Origin of the sequence: Alkalibacterium olivapovliticus, from assembly GCF_003003275.1 — a bacterium.
GTDB classification, from domain to species: domain Bacteria; phylum Bacillota; class Bacilli; order Lactobacillales; family Carnobacteriaceae_A; genus Alkalibacterium; species Alkalibacterium olivapovliticum.
Window position 1 is genome coordinate 36,620 of record NZ_PVTO01000008.1, and the last position, 15,190, is coordinate 51,809.

Below are 15,190 nucleotides of genomic sequence, written 5' to 3' on the forward strand. Positions count from 1 at the left end.
CACGTGACGATTTTGTTAAACTATTATCTTCTAATACAGAATCAATCGTTCTCAAGTAAAACTGACATCATTATGTCCACTACCTGCTCCTGCTGATCTTCTTGAGTTATAGTGGCTGCGCCATCACCTGACTGAAAGCCATAGTTTCCAAACCCCGCATGGTTTCCTCCATCAATGGTATAGAAAACAGTATGATCCGGAAGATTGTCTTTGGACTCATCGAAACGCTCTTCATTTACGATTATATCATTAGCTGCTGTAATGGACACAATAGGGTATGGCTTTTCTGACAAATCACTTGAATCACTTGGATAAGCAGCCAGGAAAAAAAGCCCGTCAATGGTTTCTTCTTCACTTGCTGCATAGATAGAGGCGCTTGCTCCACCAAGAGAGTGCCCACCGATCCACCACTCCTCATCCGACCTATATTCCTCTATTATTTCTTCAAAGGCATTACTATTTAAAATAGCTAGATTTAACGGCATATATGGAATGAACACTCTAAACCCCTCTGTACTCAGTTTTTTCGCCAAAGGTAAATATGCTTCTGCCTCAACGAAAGCCCCTTGATAAAAAACGATTGTGCCGATTCTATCTTCTGCTTCTATCTTAATCCATCCGTCTTCCTGACTGACCTGTTCTTCATTTAAAATAGCTCTTGCTTCATCCATCGCCTCATAAGTGCGCGACTGGATCAATAGATACAGGCCGACTGTCATCAGACTAAATAAAACGATAACTCCTATCAACATCTTTTTCCAGTTGACTTTTATTTTCTGCATGTTAGTTCATTCCTATACCTATTTTTATGTTTCAATTGTGACTCAAGAAAACCTGCGGGGCATTAATACACTCAGACCATGAGCCTTAAGCGTACTGAAGATGGGTTTCCAGCCATTCTCATGAATGACAGGAGCTTTTCCGTCAGCGATTCGCTTGATCTGCTGCTCATAATAACTGATTCCCATAAATCCACCTGCTTTACCATCCAGTAAAGGAATGTTTGTCGTCAGCCTAGGCATTGTCACTTCTGACAGTTTCCCTTCCATCATCCTCTGCGGAAGGTCAGGGTACAACACTAATGGTCGTGCTAAGCCGATCATGTCAGTCTTTTTCTCGTTTAATGCCTTTTCCATTGTTAAAAGCGTGCGAAAGCCACCCGTGACGACTATTGGAGAACTAATGACTGACTTCAATTTTTTGGCATAATCTATAAAGAACACCTCTTCACCATCCGCTTCGGCGAACATACGGGGGTTCTCATAATTTCCTCCTGATATTTCTATTAAATCGATACCTAGATCTGACAGTTTCGTCATCACCTTTAGAGCCGCTTTCTCATTAAAGCCACCTTCATTAAAATCAGAACTATTTAATTTGACACTTATCGAAAAGTCCGGACCCAGCACCTCTCTGATACCAGAATATATGTCGATTAGAAAACGCATCCTGTTTTCGCTTGAACCTCCATAGTCATCCTGACGCTGATTACTTAGAGGTGACAAAAACTGACTGACCAGGTACCCGTGTGCCCCGTGAATTTGAACACCGTTAAAACCTGCTTTTCTGATGATCTGAGCAGACCTGATAAATTTCTGGATAATTTCTTTCACTTCCTCAGTCGTTAATTCTCTAGGAGGACTAAAAAATGATCTGTATTTCTTATCCAGGGAGAGTGCACTGGGAGCCACTGGTTCTTTTGAAAGAGAACGGGGAGATTGCCGGCCGGGATGATTTAACTGTACCCACACTTTTGTATTGTTGATGCTCCCTGCTGCTGCCCATTCTTTTAATCTAGCTAAGTCCCGTTCATCATCGATCACGACATTTCCAGGCTCTCCCAGTGCATCACGGTCTATCATTATATTTCCGGTGACCACTATTCCTGCTCCGCCTTCAGCCCATTGCTTGTATAAGCTGACAAGCAGTGCACTAGGGCTGTTGAAACGGTCGGCCAGTGTCTCACTCATTGCTGACTTAAAGAATCTATTTTTTACAACCACATTGTTCGGTAATATTAATGACCGTTCCACTTCAAGCTTGTTCATATCTAGTCTCCTTAAACTCCACCACTGAAAATGATACTTGAATTTATCTATTCAACTTTTTCCAGCTGGAGTGCATATAATAATTCTTCTGCTTTCTCTCATATATATAGGCTGACCATTCATACGACTTAGTCCATTCCTTGAATACAGGCGCAGTCCTGTACAAGAATCGAATAGACCATTTTTCTGGAACAGGAGACCATCCCTCAGAAGGATAACATTTTATCTTGATTGTCCTTCCTCTTTTAATCACCTGGTATCGCCCCATTATAAGACCTAAAGAGGAGTGACAGCTGATTTGGAATAACCCTTCTTTCATCTGATTGTTTTCCAGTCCCGTCACACTTGGGAATGGCGGTACAAATGTCAGTTCTAAAGGGTGTAAGGGATTAGTCTGTCTTATTTTTTTGATGGATGGGCAGTCCTCACTCCAAATCAATTCAATAAAAGTTGATTCCTTCTTTACAACCTCCTGCTGTCCAGTCAATTTGATCAAGCTGACATGATCGTCTAAAGAAGGATTAAACCCTGCAATAAGCGGCTTTGAACTGTAGCGCGTGAAATACATCTTCATTCCATCCATGGGGAAAGAAAGGGTATCCAAGGCATGCTCTTTTCCGTCTATTTTAATGGCGATAACTGTATGGTTTTTTCTGACAAAATAAAAATCAAACAAATAAATAAGCGGTAGGCAGGATGGTGTTTCAGCAGCGGATTCCATAGGAGCCAGGAGACTAAATGGCTGTCTTTTTTTGTAGTTTCTTTCGTTAATTTTGATTTTGACCGACCTTTGATACTTATCAGTAAAACGATAAAGTGCCTGTGCCCCTCTTTCATTAATTTCAAACGATGCCACTTCAAACAAACACTCTATTTTGTCTGCCAGACCCTTTCCTGCTGTATCAAAGTTTTTTTCTGATAAAGCAAGACTCTTCTGATAATAGACATCGACTTTGCTGTCTCTTCTCCAGCCAATCACAAGATGTCCCTGCCCGTTTATTTCGTCATCGAAAACCTGCACCTCAAACCCTATATAATACTCATCAGGATCCCTTTGAAAGTTGATCAGTAATACTCTTTCCATGGGATCGACTGCGAAATGAAAAGGATTGATTAATAAAGATTGCTCAGTATTCATAATGTCACATCCTTTACTGGACCAGTAAGATAGACTTCTGAGAACAGACACACTTTACTGCTTTAACTCCATGGGTGTATCCGAGTTTACTAGGCTAACGGCTGACATGTATGACATACGTTGGCTTTCGATTATTCAATTGTACTTTCTTTCTATTATCACCTTTATTATACAATGTTTGTCCAAAAAGGCATACCCTACTGCACGGTCATTTAAAATCGTCTGCTGGTTCAAAGAAGTATCAATAAGCCCTTATATCTTAAAGAGCATCTGTTAAAAGGTAACAGATGCTCTTTAACTTCTCATTATTTAATAACTTCCTTCACTCTACCGACTGTTTTGTCTTCCAGCATAACTTTTATCCCGTGTGGGTGTGTGGGTGAATTAGTTAGCAGTTTCATGACGACCCCTTCAGTCAGTTTGCCTGAACGCTGATCCTGTTTCTGAACCACTTTGACTTTATCCCCCTGTTTAATATTTGCTCGCTTAGTTCCATCCATATCGTTAATCCCCTTATCGATTAATCATTCTTTAGTTATCTTTAAATTCCTAATATCAGTATACCTTTTTGAAGGGACTTTTGCAGTGTCAATAATCTGAAGTGATATCGCCCTTCTGTTTTTTCTAAACAGTATTCAGTCGAGATAGTATAGAACACTATATAACGATTGTTATGGTATTATGACTTTAACAAATCAATCTTTAAACTGATGTAAACTAAAGGAAATGATGCTTATCAGGCAAGTCTTATATCTCAATGCAGCTTACTATTCGAAAGAAGGTGTTCGTCTTGTCAAAAGCCATCACATATTCATCATTAAAAAGATTCAATCTGATCATGGGCTTTCTCCACCTTATTCAAGGGTTACTCATGCTCGGCTTTGCTTTATTCATTGATCGCATTGCTGATTTCAGGATTCCTGTCATGTCTAATTTTCTGACATTCGATGAGACTCAGATGCGTCTTGTCACCGAAACAGACATGATTGCTGAACTGCCATTCGGGATAACCGTTTCTTTATTTCTCTTTTTATCTGCCCTTGCACATTTTATAATCGTCAGCCCATGGGGAAACCCTAAGTATAACGATGACTTAAGTAAAGGGATGAACCGATTTCGCTGGTATGAATATGCGCTCAGTTCTTCTCTCATGATTATGCTGATTGCCTTACTCTTTGGCGTCTATGATATTGGGGCACTCATACTAATCGTTCTCATCAATGCGTCAATGAACCTGTTCGGTCTTGATATGGAAGAGATCAACTATTATACAAAAAAAACAAACTGGAAACCATTCATCTTCGGCACTATAGCTGGTCTGGCACCATGGATCGTCATCCTTCTATATGCATTCGGGAATTCTAATCCGGCTGAAATCCCCTGGTTTGTCTATGCTATAGTCGGCAGTTATTTTGTTTTTTTCAATCTATTTCCGATCAACATGATTCTGCAATATAAAAGGATCGGTAAATGGGAAAATTATCTTTATGGTGAACGAGGGTACATTATTTTGAGTTTGTTTGCTAAATCCATACTCGCCTGGTTAGCTTTTGCAGGTGTCATGCAGCCCTGATCTTATATTATATACCGAGTTCCTGCTCCTTTGTCTGTTATGTAGCAGATTTGAAGGGGCAGAACTCTTTTCTGTCTTATTTAAGGCGCTTTTAGCCTGTTATCTTTCTGTCCCACAGTCTAAAGTTCTGGTATAAATCGGTCGATACACTAACTCGCCTTCTTCTCGTCTGCTCTCCATCAATGAAATAGTGTCAACTTCCAGGCGTTCTTCTGGCACTTCGACTAAATTCACAACTTCATCCATTGAGTCTGATAGTACAATCTGTCTTCCTAAAGTGATATGAGGAGTATATTTTAAATCATCAGGAGTCGAGTCCTTTGCCAGCGCTCGTCTGATCGACTGATTCAATGCATGAAGATGAGTTAGATCTCCTTTAAGACCAATCCATATAATGTGTTTATTTTTTTTTTGAAAGTGACCAATTGAATTTAATCTCAACTGAAACGGGCTTGTCCGTTCAGATACTTGATCGAGTGTCCTTTTAATCTCCTCAGTCTTTTCTTCATTTACTTCTCCTATAAAATGCAGCGTCAGGTGAAAATTGTCCACACTAGTATAGTTTCCTTTATCAACTATCTGTTTAGTTTTTTCCTGTACATCTAGTACGCGTTTTTTTAAGTCATTACTCAGTTCGATTGCTATAAATACCCTCATGACTAAGCCTCCTTACTTCCCATTTCAAGACTGTTCCACATCTCTTGAAATAATGCCATACTGATTCCTGCTCTCAAATAACAGCTCTATGAAGTTTGGAAAATAAGGGATAAAATAACCCTTACTGATCATGTCTAAGATTTCATCTTTCGTAGCCCACTTAGCTGCCTGCACTTCTTCTTCTTGCAAAGACAGATCCTCTATCGCTATATTTTTATGAATGATATAAATATCATCAAAGCCATGATCATAGTTTATAGTCAGATGAGGTCTGACTTCTTCAAAATCTATTTCAATCCCGAGCTCTTCCTTTGTTTCCCGTTTTATAGCTGCCTGGCTTGTTTCTCCACTTAATGCACTGCCACCGACAGAAATATCCCACATATCTGCCCAGCCTGCCTTATCTGCTTGTCTCTGCTGTATCAGCATCCTCTCGTTTGAATCGAACAGGCACAGGTGGACGATCATATGCAATTGACCATTGTCAAAGGCTTCTCCTCTGATCATCTTGTCAGCTGTTATAACTCTATTTCTATCATACGTATCCCAAATTTCCATTGTCATCAGCTCCTTAATTATACGGGCTCTCATCCTTTAGTCCCTCATTCATCAAACTAACTAGCCGACGAGTAGTATTGATATTTCTGATTGTCATTTTTTTGTAAAGCCGTGACCCGGCGAGCTTCATTAATCCGCTCTTCGTAACGTTTTTTCTATCAACAGACCATATGACAGCTCCTGGGACATAAAAGACCGTATCGATCGCTGGCACAATAGACAGCTCACCTATAATAGAAGGCGTATCAACTTCTTCAAATAAAAAGAGCACATCACATTTCATTTGCTTATCATTCGTCCAAAGCTCAGGTACTTCTGCCATTAATGTGCTCATCTCAGATCGACTGCGTATCAGAATGTCCAGCTTCAGCCCGAAGTCTTCATAAATGACTTCAGCTATATTATCTTTGAATTCAGACTTGTTGTCTGCAGGCAAATTAAAAATGACATTTCCAGTATTAATATAGGTTCGAACACCTCTCACTCCAACTCTTTCAACTGACCGCTTTAGCTCAGGCATACTGACTTTATTTTTTCCGCCAACATTTATTCCTCTTAACAGTGCTACATAGTCCATCTGATCACTCCTTGTATTCTCTATTGAAATTCCGTCTTAGAGTTATTAGGGTATGTCCTGAAAAAAATGCCTTTATCCGTATCTAGTATTAAAATCGAGTTGTCCTGTTTAATTATTGTTAAATATAGTGCTTATTATACATTATTTGGTTGGACTCGCTTAGTTGCAGCCTCTAATTATGCAAAAAAAACAAGCTGTTATCCATTAAATTAGATAGCAGCTTGTTCTCATATCATGTTGTCACTCTTCACTTAAAACGACAATACACCGGCCCAGGATAGAATATTTACCAATACTATAAGGACTGGGATAGATAATACTGTTCTAAATAAAAATACTTTAATGACATCCCAAAAATTTAATCCGATTTTAGTTTTCACCAGAATCATTCCCGTTTCAGACATGAACACTAATTGGGTAAAGGCTAATACACCAATGAAGAAACGAGCGGCTTCTGACTCAGCGCCAATTATAAATAGTGCAGGCAGATACATATCTGCGAAACCTGCTACAGAAGCCGGTGCCATTTGCGAGGCGACCTCACGACTGTATCCGAGAAAATCATAAACAGGAACGAGTGGGGCACTGATGATATCAAAGAATGCAGTATACTCTGCGATGATCAGTGACAATGTTCCAACAGCCATAATAATTGGAAGAAAACCGACATAGATATCAACCACATTTTTTAAGGCTTCCAGAAAAGCGCCCCCTATGGAAGTCTGTTCTGCCTGTTCAATGGCTGAATCATACGAGTGTTCCACAATTGTTTTATCCTCAGGTATTTCAACTGATTTAGGTGTTTTATCTTCAAAATAAGTAGATTCAAATTTCTTTAAAGGTAACCGTGCAGTGATAAAGGCTAAAATCAGTGTGACGACTACAATAGATCCATAAAAGATCGGGAAAATACCGCTGAATCCCAATTCTTCTGCCACTGCAGCTGCAAACGCGATCCCGACAATAGAAAAACTGGTGGAAATAATGTAAGCTTCTCTTTTATTATAGTATCCTCTCTGATACTGCTTATCAGTCACAACAATTCCAATTGTTCCATCGCCTACAAAAGAGGCAATCGCATCAATCATAGAATAACCGGGTACTCTAAATAATTTTTCAACTAAGGGGCCTAAGAGTATCCCGACAAATTCTACGATTCCAAAGTGAGTCAGTAACGGAAGGGCCAGGATTCCTACGAAAAACGTAATATACAGGGTTGTTAAAAGTCCTTTACTCCCAGCCATCAACCCACCTGTATCAGGGTCCAGGATCATATCGGCTACAGCATTACCTGCAAACCAGTTATTGATTACCATCAGATAAAGAAATGAACCGACGAGTCTCAAAACCACGTTGATAGGCGATGCTTTGAATATCTTGTTGAGAAAACCACTTTTTGACGTGTAAAAAGTAAAGATAACCGTTGCGACTAAGACGATCCAGGCACAGATGACTGTGAACAATATAAACTCGTCCAATATATTATCTGTTACTAAGTAGATGATGTGAGAAATCATAATTCGACTCTCGCCACCAATAGTAAATGGAACTAGAAAAAATATGAATCCAATCAACGATAAAAATATAAACTTAAACTTATTAATCATGTATAATACCCTCCATTATTGTCGCTTATCAGAATAGCATAGATTGAGGGAATACACAATTAATACCTCAATGTGATCACCAGTCATTTTCAATCGAATGAATAAAGATACTTTTAAACCGAAAAAAAAGAGACTATCTTTAGTCGGTAGTCTCTCCGTACTGACCTTATCACTCAGCTTCCTGCCATGCTCTATCCAGCTCAGCGATGTCCAGTTTTTTCATGGTTAAAAATGACTGAGTCACTCGATTAATCTGTTCTTTTGTTCCATTTGACAGTAAATCATCCATTGACTCTGGTACGATTTGCCACGATAAGCCAAACTGATCTTTGAGCCATCCACACTGCTCAGACTCTGGATCGAAAGATAACTTATCCCAGTAATAATCAATTTCTGCCTGATTTTCACACAGCACCATCAACGAAAAGGACTCATTGAATGATAGATTTTCATTCTTTGCATTATCCATAGCGTAAAACTGTCTGCCAAACAAGTGAAATCCGGAGAATTTAACTTTAGAATCCGTGTTTTCAGCTTCTCCTGCCTCATAATACTGCATTTCTTCTATTGAAGAGATCGGAAATAGGTCCGTATAATAAACAACCGCATCTTCAGCTTTACCTGATACAGCGTCAGAAAATAAAAAATTGGGTATTATTTTCTGAACGACTGGCTTGTCAGAAAGTAAAATCTGCCAAGTCAGACCATAACGATCTTCAAGCCATCCATACCGTTTACTGAACGGATATTCTCTAAGCGGTACTAATTCTTTTCCGCCTTCAGTCAGGGTCGTCCATACTCTATCGACTTCTTCGTCTGATGAACACTGTACCATCAATGAAAAAGAACGATTGAACTTGAATAGAGGACCCGCACTGAAGGCGGTAAAAGGCTGACCTGATAATTCAAAGTTGATTGTCGTAGTGTCTCCAGATGGGGTGTTTTCCAGGACCTGTATACTAGTAATCCTAGACTGGTCAAATAAACGTGTATAGTATCTCACTGCTTCTTCTGCCTCATCATTGAACCACAAGTTGGGAACGATGTCTTTCATTTCTTAACCTCTCCTTTTAATAGCATTGAATATGTAATAAACAGTCACTAAGAAGGGCTTTACGCTGATAGTATACCACTAGTCCCCTAATCTGACGGTTATTTGCACCTATGATTATAAGGAAACCAATTAAAACAAAAAAAGGCAAGGACCATGATTACTCATGTCCTTGCCTTTAACAGTTTAGTTTATGTTAATTAAGCCTTAGTAACGTTTGCTGCTTGAAGTCCGCGTGCGCCTTCTTCAGTATCAAAGTTTACTGCTTGGCCTTCATCTAAAGATTTGAATCCTTCTTCTTGGATTGCTGAGAAGTGTACGAATACGTCGTCTGCTCCGTCACGTTCGATAAAGCCAAAACCTTTTTCTGCGTTAAACCATTTTACTGTACCTGTTTCCATAATTAAAATTCCTCCTTGTGCCTTCAGCACAAATATTTACATTATTGCTTAAGGATCAATTCGGAATGCATTACACAGTTCTTAAAATGTCTCTTACAATATGTTAAACACAGTATAACACACTCTTCCAAGAAAACCTAATGAATATTGAAAAGACTTTAAAAATTATCTTTCTACGAAGTCTTCCGGCTTATCTAAGTCTTCAAACGTCAGGCTGTCCAGATAGTTCATGTGTTCTTTTTTTAATTCAAAGTCAAAAATCTCTGCATTTTTTTGAATTCTCTCTTCATGAACTGATTTGGTTAATGGAACAAACCCATGTTGGAGGCTCCATCTTAAAAGGATTTGAGCAATCGATTTGCCATATGCCTCACTCATTTTTTGAACCTCTTCGTCTTCATTCAAGTGTTTCATTGGTGAAAGAGGTGACCATGCCTCAACCACGATATCGTGTTTACGGCTCAACTCAACCGTATCTTTCTGCAAGACACCAGGGTGTAATCTGATCTGATTGACCATAGGCTTGATTCTTGCTGTTTCCATTATATTAGTTATATGAGGGACAGCAAAATTGCTGATTCCGATTGCTTTTAATTTCCCTTCATCATAGAGTTCTTCCAAAGCGCGCCACGTTTCTCTATTATCTTTTTTCCAGTCTCCGCCGTTATTTTTAACCACAGGCCAGTGGATCAGGAATAAGTCAAGGTAATCCAGACCCAACTTCTCAAGTGATATAGCTACTTCTCGTTTCGTCGCCTCATACCCATGATTAGTATTATTTAGTTTACTTGTCACAAATAAATCTTCTCTAGGAACACCACATTCTTTGATTCCTTTTCCGACAAACTCTTCATTTTTGTACATCTGGGCTGTATCAATATGACGATAGCCAGCTTTAACTGCTGCTTTGACCCCTTCAACCGCTTCGTTTGGATCTGTAACCTGCCAAGTCCCATATCCCAATACTGGAATCTCTAATCCATTAGATAAAGAGTATGTATCTGTCAAACTATTCATATTCTGTTCCTCCTTAGATTGTCATACTTTAAAAATCTTTACTTACTAATTATACATAAAATCAGAGAACAGGCTAATTAAATGTTTTATGATTGACAAAAGGAGCAGACTCGTTGCCAGAGTTTTTAATAATCATTTTTTTAATTAGTTGCGCCTGTGGTCGGACAGAAACTAATTAAAACAAAAAAAGACAAGGATCATGATTGCTCATGTCCTTGCCTTTAACAGTTTAGTTTAGGTTAATTAAGCCTTAGTAACGTTTGCTGCTTGAAGTCCGCGTGCGCCTTCTTCAGTATCAAAGTTTACTGCTTGGCCTTCATCTAAAGATTTGAATCCTTCTTCTTGGATTGCTGAGAAGTGTACGAATACGTCGTCTGCTCCGTCACGTTCGATAAAGCCAAAACCTTTTTCTGCGTTAAACCATTTTACTGTACCTGTTTCCATAATTAAAATTCCTCCTTGTGCCTTCAGCACAAATATTTACATTATTGCTTAAGGATCAATTCGGAATGCATTACACAGTTCTTAAAATGTCTCTTACAATATGTTAAACACAGTATACCATATCCTTTCAAAAAAACCTAATCTTTTTTTGCACTGGTTAAAATAATTTGAATTATAAAAACTCTAAACCTCATTTCCAACAAATTGTCACTTAATTTCACACTGCTGCAAATAGTCTAAATTCCAAGTGATCATTCTTTATTTATATAATTATTTGCTTTAAAGTTATGGTTAAAATATAATTATTCTGACATTAAATAAGTAAAGGAGAAAAATCATGGCATTATTAACCAAACAAAATCTCACCTTCGGCCTTCTCGGTTTAGTTTCTCTGCTCGGACTGCCTTTCACACTGAACTACTATAACGTCTCTTATAGTCCTGTGATAACACTTCTACATATTATTATGATGCTGTTATGTGCTTACTCCTGGCACCTCTACCGGGAATCAAAAAAAACAAAGGACTCTAACCAGGAACTTAATGATAATCGCAAACAGATCCTATTAAGAGAGAACGTTTTAAAATCACTGTTTGACAATAACAATTCATACTTGTGGACGATCGATTTTGCTGAAAAGACTTTCCTTCCCTCTATAGGTTTCGAACAAGTTTACGGATTTTCCAGAGATGAGTTTATGAACAACTATGAATTATGGAAAGATCGGGTTATTCCAGAAGATATGGATATAGCTGAAGAACATTATGCCAGACTCAAATCTGGGCTGCCTTCAAACAGAATGTTTCGTTTCAGGAACAGTAATGAAGAAATAAGGTGGCTTGATGCTTGGGGCACCCCTATTTTTAATGACAAGAAAGAAGTTACTCATCTGACAGGAGTGGCTTATGACATTACGGACCGTAAAGAACTGGAAGAAAAACTCTACCATAGTGCTACTCATGATGATCTGACTGGCCTGCCCAATCGCAAGAAATTAATGAGCCACATGAAAAGTGAGATAGAAAAATGTCAAGAAAAGAATCAGTCTTTTGCTGTTTTATTTCTAGATTTGGACCGATTTAAGTTTATAAACGATAATTATGGACATAATACAGGGGATAAATTACTTATTCAAATTGGGAACCGTCTCCAGACTTTTATTGATGGCAAAGGAATTGTGTCAAGGCATGGCGGCGACGAATTCATTATTATCATCCGTTACAACAAATACAAGCAATTCAAAGAGCTCGTCAATGGAATCCTGGACACATTCAAAACACCATATGACTTGAACATTGAAAACAGTACAATCTCAGCAAGTATTGGGATCAGTATGTATCCGAAAGATGCCACGACGATAGAAGGACTGATCGGACAGGCTGACAGAGCCATGTATAGAGCCAAGGCTCAAGGTAAAAATACTTACCGGTTTGCTAATCCTGTACTTGAACAGGCTGAAATACGCAAGAACAGCATTGAGAAACAATTGAAAAAAGCATTAGAGCAAGATGAGTTCGAATTATACTACCAGCCAAAAGTCGTCTTAAAAACTGGAGACATATTTGAAGCTGAAACGATAATTGACTGGCACAATTCTCATTTAGGAAGAGTATCCGCTACTGAATTCATTCCACTGGCGGAAAGTCATGGTCTAATGGATGAAATCGGATTATGGGTTTTAGATGAAGCAATGAAACAAGGAAATAGATGGAAAGAAATGGGGATAGATATCCGTCTTTCCGTCAACGTATCGATTATTCAATTTGAAAATCCTCTATTTTTGAGGAATATCAGCAACCTGCTATCCAAAAATCATTATAACGCTGAAAATTTAACTTTGGAAATTACCGAGAATATTCTGCAGAATACTCAGCACGCATCAAATGTTATCCACCAGCTGCAAAATATGGGGTTTGAAATAGCCATTGATGACTTTGGAACAGGGTATTCTTCTTTAAGCGTCATCAATGCTCTGCCAATTGATACAATAAAAATTGATAAATCCTTTGTTTTGAATATTTTGGAAAACGAGCATAACGCTAAGTTAGTAGAAACAATCATCAGCCTCGGTGATGCCATCGACTGCAAAGTAATGGCTGAAGGAATTGAGACTGTTCAGCAATCCGGCTTTTTAAAGCAGATCGGCTGCTTATATGGCCAAGGATCTTTCTACAGCTCACCTAAGAAGGCTGAAGAATTTCAGCAAATGTATGAAGAACAATTAGCTTAAGTTATCACAGTTCGTCTCTTGAAGACTCATCTTTAGCCGCTCACCCATCCTATTTAATCAATGTAAAAAGGACAGTCTCTCAACATACTGAGTAGACTGTCCTTTTGCACTTTTAATTAAGCTTAATTTCGATAAAGTTATTCTGTCTTTCGTCTTCTACTGGATCGTCATAGTGTTCTTCAAAGTCATCCAGCAAGGCACGAACCTCATCAGTGGTCTGGGTTTCCATTAACTGAACTCTCAAATCACTCGCACCACGCATTCCTCTGACATAAATTTTGAAAAATCGGCGCAGCGGCTTGAATGCACGTCCAGCATCGACTCCGTATTCATCAAAAAGATTCAAATGCAGTCTTAAAAGGGCAAGCATTTCTTCACTGCTGTGATCTTTAGGGTCTTTTTCAAAAGCAAAGGGATTCTTAAATACGCCCCGTCCTATCATAACGCCGTCTACACCGGTTTCCTCAACTAATTTCAACCCGGTTTCGCGATCGGGTATATCTCCATTGATCGTGATCAAGGTGTCTGGCGCTATTTCGTCGCGAAGCTTTTTGATGTCGGAAATTAGTTCCCAATGAGCGTCTTTTTTGCTCATTTCTTTCTTTGTCCGTAAATGAATCGACAAGTTTACGATATCCTGTTTCAGTAAATGGGTGATCCAGTCGCGCCACTCATCCAGTTTAGTATAACCCAACCTTGTTTTGACGCTGACGGGCAGTCCTCCAGCTTTGGCTGCTTCAATTAATTCAGCTGCAACTTCAGGGCGCAGGATCAGGCCACTGCCTTTTCCTTTTCCGGCAACGTTTGGTACCGGGCAACCCATATTGATATCGATACCACTGAATCCAGCCTCTGCCATCCCGATACTCATTTCTCGGAAATGTTCCGGCTGATCTCCCCATATGTGAGCCACTAGTGGTTGCTCGTCTTCAGTAAAAGCAAGACGTCCACGCAGACTGTTTCGACCTTCCGGGTGACAGTAACTGACGGAATTTGTAAATTCAGTAAAGAAAACATCTGGCCTGCCCGCTTCAGCTATGACATGTCTGAATACAACATCCGTGACATCTTCCATTGGAGCCAGGACAAAGAATGGCTTCGGCAAGTCTTTCCAAAAGTTTTTTTTCATAGTCTGTATATCCTTTCACTTTTAAAGTTCAAATTATATTGCATCATATAATGCTATTTCAGTTGGTTATACTTCATTTACTCATTGTAACCAAGTTAACTCTATCTATTTTAACGATTATAGCCAGTTTGTCAAATTAAAATTCAGTTATGCCAGAATGTTTATCTTATATAAAAACCCGTATGCAGAATCACTTGGACGGTGACGCATACGGGTACCCTAATTCATCCTGATGCATAATGTTATTAACTATAATGCTTGCCACTTCATCACACATTCAACTTGGGCTACATTCTCATCTACCTGCTCACTTGTAATACAGAAGCCATTCTTATAGTAAAAATGCACAGCTCGCCTATTATTCTTGTAGACATGCAGCATTAGAGAAGATTTAGACCGTTTAGCATAGTCTAACAAAGCTTGCCCAATCCCTTTAGACTGCTCACTTGGTTCAACAAATAGTCCTTCTATAAACTGATTGTTTAGTCCGATGAAACCCAAATTCTGACCATTTTTTTCATATACCACTATGTCTGCTTGTGGCAGCATAGATTTTACCTGCTCATAATTTTCTTCCCAGTACTGTCTACTGATAAAATGGTGCGCTTCTGTATTTGCTTTTAGCCAAATAGCCATTACGTCATCTAGATCTTCTGGTTTAAATGTTCTAATCATTACTAGCTCCTTATAACTATGCACAATGCTGTGCTTAAATTAGTGTAAACATACTTCAGATAAACTGTTTAATAGTCGTTACATA

The 15,190-nt window shown here is 38.8% G+C and carries 16 protein-coding genes; 2 read left to right on the forward strand and 14 right to left on the reverse strand.

Annotated features, from left to right (window positions below; translation table 11 throughout):
* Positions 1-41: 41 nt before the first annotated feature.
* The 4 genes from CLV38_RS05400 to CLV38_RS05415 all read right to left on the reverse strand — a co-directional run bounded on the left by CLV38_RS05400 (position 42) and on the right by CLV38_RS05415 (position 3,686).
* Positions 42-782 (reverse strand): alpha/beta hydrolase, encoded by a 741-nt coding sequence (locus CLV38_RS05400; protein ID WP_106192527.1) that lies wholly within the window; start codon positions 780-782, stop codon positions 42-44.
* Between the two features lie 42 nt (positions 783-824).
* On the reverse strand, positions 825-2,048 hold the full coding sequence (locus CLV38_RS05405; protein ID WP_106192529.1) for an NADH:flavin oxidoreductase/NADH oxidase family protein: 1,224 nt from the start codon (positions 2,046-2,048) through the stop codon (positions 825-827).
* Positions 2,049-2,091: 43 nt separating this feature from the next.
* Positions 2,092-3,186, reverse strand: coding sequence for a hypothetical protein (locus CLV38_RS05410; RefSeq protein WP_106192531.1), 1,095 nt, complete (start codon positions 3,184-3,186; stop codon positions 2,092-2,094).
* A gap of 305 nt (positions 3,187-3,491) precedes the next feature.
* Positions 3,492-3,686, reverse strand: a complete 195-nt coding sequence (locus CLV38_RS05415) for a YwbE family protein (protein WP_106192534.1) — start codon at positions 3,684-3,686, stop codon at positions 3,492-3,494.
* Between the two features lie 290 nt (positions 3,687-3,976).
* On the opposite strand from CLV38_RS05415, the gene heR reads away from it, so the two are divergent.
* Entirely contained in the window at positions 3,977-4,759 is a 783-nt protein-coding gene (heR, locus tag CLV38_RS05420; protein WP_245920549.1) for a heliorhodopsin HeR, read from the forward strand.
* Positions 4,760-4,858: 99 nt separating this feature from the next.
* Here the strand turns inward: heR and thpR are convergent, their stop codons facing one another.
* From thpR to CLV38_RS05460, 8 genes are all read right to left on the reverse strand, one after another.
* The gene (gene thpR / locus CLV38_RS05425) at positions 4,859-5,416 is read right to left on the reverse strand and encodes an RNA 2',3'-cyclic phosphodiesterase (RefSeq protein WP_106192537.1); all 558 of its coding nucleotides are present in this window, start codon (positions 5,414-5,416) and stop codon (positions 4,859-4,861) included.
* A gap of 24 nt (positions 5,417-5,440) precedes the next feature.
* A complete protein-coding gene (locus CLV38_RS05430) occupies positions 5,441-5,974 on the reverse strand; it encodes an NUDIX domain-containing protein (protein WP_106192684.1) in 534 nt (177 codons plus the stop codon).
* A gap of 13 nt (positions 5,975-5,987) precedes the next feature.
* Positions 5,988-6,551 (reverse strand): DUF1697 domain-containing protein, encoded by a 564-nt coding sequence (locus tag CLV38_RS05435; protein WP_106192539.1) that lies wholly within the window; start codon positions 6,549-6,551, stop codon positions 5,988-5,990.
* Positions 6,552-6,802: 251 nt separating this feature from the next.
* Positions 6,803-8,158 carry a YjiH family protein gene (locus CLV38_RS05440; RefSeq protein ID WP_106192541.1) on the reverse strand — a complete coding sequence of 452 codons (1,356 nt, stop codon included), beginning with the start codon at positions 8,156-8,158 and terminating at the stop codon, positions 6,803-6,805.
* 169 nt (positions 8,159-8,327) lie between these two features.
* On the reverse strand, positions 8,328-9,212 hold the full coding sequence (locus CLV38_RS05445) for a VOC family protein (RefSeq protein WP_106192544.1): 885 nt from the start codon (positions 9,210-9,212) through the stop codon (positions 8,328-8,330).
* Between the two features lie 197 nt (positions 9,213-9,409).
* Positions 9,410-9,610, reverse strand: a complete 201-nt coding sequence (locus tag CLV38_RS05450) for a cold-shock protein (RefSeq protein ID WP_034302155.1) — start codon at positions 9,608-9,610, stop codon at positions 9,410-9,412.
* A gap of 165 nt (positions 9,611-9,775) precedes the next feature.
* Entirely contained in the window at positions 9,776-10,627 is an 852-nt protein-coding gene (locus CLV38_RS05455) for an aldo/keto reductase (RefSeq protein WP_106192546.1), read from the reverse strand.
* A gap of 243 nt (positions 10,628-10,870) precedes the next feature.
* Positions 10,871-11,071 (reverse strand): cold-shock protein, encoded by a 201-nt coding sequence (locus CLV38_RS05460; RefSeq protein ID WP_034302155.1) that lies wholly within the window; start codon positions 11,069-11,071, stop codon positions 10,871-10,873.
* A 337-nt stretch (positions 11,072-11,408) separates the two neighbouring features.
* On the opposite strand from CLV38_RS05460, the gene CLV38_RS05465 reads away from it, so the two are divergent.
* A complete protein-coding gene (locus CLV38_RS05465) occupies positions 11,409-13,301 on the forward strand; it encodes a putative bifunctional diguanylate cyclase/phosphodiesterase (protein ID WP_106192549.1) in 1,893 nt (630 codons plus the stop codon).
* A gap of 112 nt (positions 13,302-13,413) precedes the next feature.
* On the opposite strand, the gene CLV38_RS05470 is transcribed toward CLV38_RS05465, so the two are convergent.
* Both CLV38_RS05470 and CLV38_RS05475 read right to left on the reverse strand, forming a co-directional pair.
* The gene (locus CLV38_RS05470; RefSeq protein ID WP_106192552.1) at positions 13,414-14,430 is read right to left on the reverse strand and encodes a tRNA dihydrouridine synthase; all 1,017 of its coding nucleotides are present in this window, start codon (positions 14,428-14,430) and stop codon (positions 13,414-13,416) included.
* Positions 14,431-14,679: 249 nt separating this feature from the next.
* The gene (locus CLV38_RS05475; RefSeq protein ID WP_106192554.1) at positions 14,680-15,105 is read right to left on the reverse strand and encodes an N-acetyltransferase; all 426 of its coding nucleotides are present in this window, start codon (positions 15,103-15,105) and stop codon (positions 14,680-14,682) included.
* Positions 15,106-15,190 lie beyond the last annotated feature (85 nt).

Coding starts and splice junctions, on each gene's coding strand:
- CLV38_RS05400 (WP_106192527.1), bottom strand. CDS start 782: ATGCAGAAAATAAAAGTCAACTGGAAAAAGATGTTGATAGGAGTTATC.
- CLV38_RS05405 (WP_106192529.1), bottom strand. CDS start 2,048: ATGAACAAGCTTGAAGTGGAACGGTCATTAATATTACCGAACAATGTG.
- CLV38_RS05410 (WP_106192531.1), bottom strand. CDS start 3,186: ATGAATACTGAGCAATCTTTATTAATCAATCCTTTTCATTTCGCAGTC.
- CLV38_RS05415 (WP_106192534.1), bottom strand. CDS start 3,686: ATGGATGGAACTAAGCGAGCAAATATTAAACAGGGGGATAAAGTCAAA.
- thpR (WP_106192537.1), bottom strand. CDS start 5,416: ATGAGGGTATTTATAGCAATCGAACTGAGTAATGACTTAAAAAAACGC.
- CLV38_RS05430 (WP_106192684.1), bottom strand. CDS start 5,974: ATGGAAATTTGGGATACGTATGATAGAAATAGAGTTATAACAGCTGAC.
- CLV38_RS05435 (WP_106192539.1), bottom strand. CDS start 6,551: ATGGACTATGTAGCACTGTTAAGAGGAATAAATGTTGGCGGAAAAAAT.
- CLV38_RS05440 (WP_106192541.1), bottom strand. CDS start 8,158: ATGATTAATAAGTTTAAGTTTATATTTTTATCGTTGATTGGATTCATA.
- CLV38_RS05445 (WP_106192544.1), bottom strand. CDS start 9,212: ATGAAAGACATCGTTCCCAACTTGTGGTTCAATGATGAGGCAGAAGAA.
- CLV38_RS05450 (WP_034302155.1), bottom strand. CDS start 9,610: ATGGAAACAGGTACAGTAAAATGGTTTAACGCAGAAAAAGGTTTTGGC.
- CLV38_RS05455 (WP_106192546.1), bottom strand. CDS start 10,627: ATGAATAGTTTGACAGATACATACTCTTTATCTAATGGATTAGAGATT.
- CLV38_RS05460 (WP_034302155.1), bottom strand. CDS start 11,071: ATGGAAACAGGTACAGTAAAATGGTTTAACGCAGAAAAAGGTTTTGGC.
- CLV38_RS05465 (WP_106192549.1), top strand. CDS start 11,409: ATGGCATTATTAACCAAACAAAATCTCACCTTCGGCCTTCTCGGTTTA.
- CLV38_RS05470 (WP_106192552.1), bottom strand. CDS start 14,430: ATGAAAAAAAACTTTTGGAAAGACTTGCCGAAGCCATTCTTTGTCCTG.
- CLV38_RS05475 (WP_106192554.1), bottom strand. CDS start 15,105: ATGATTAGAACATTTAAACCAGAAGATCTAGATGACGTAATGGCTATT.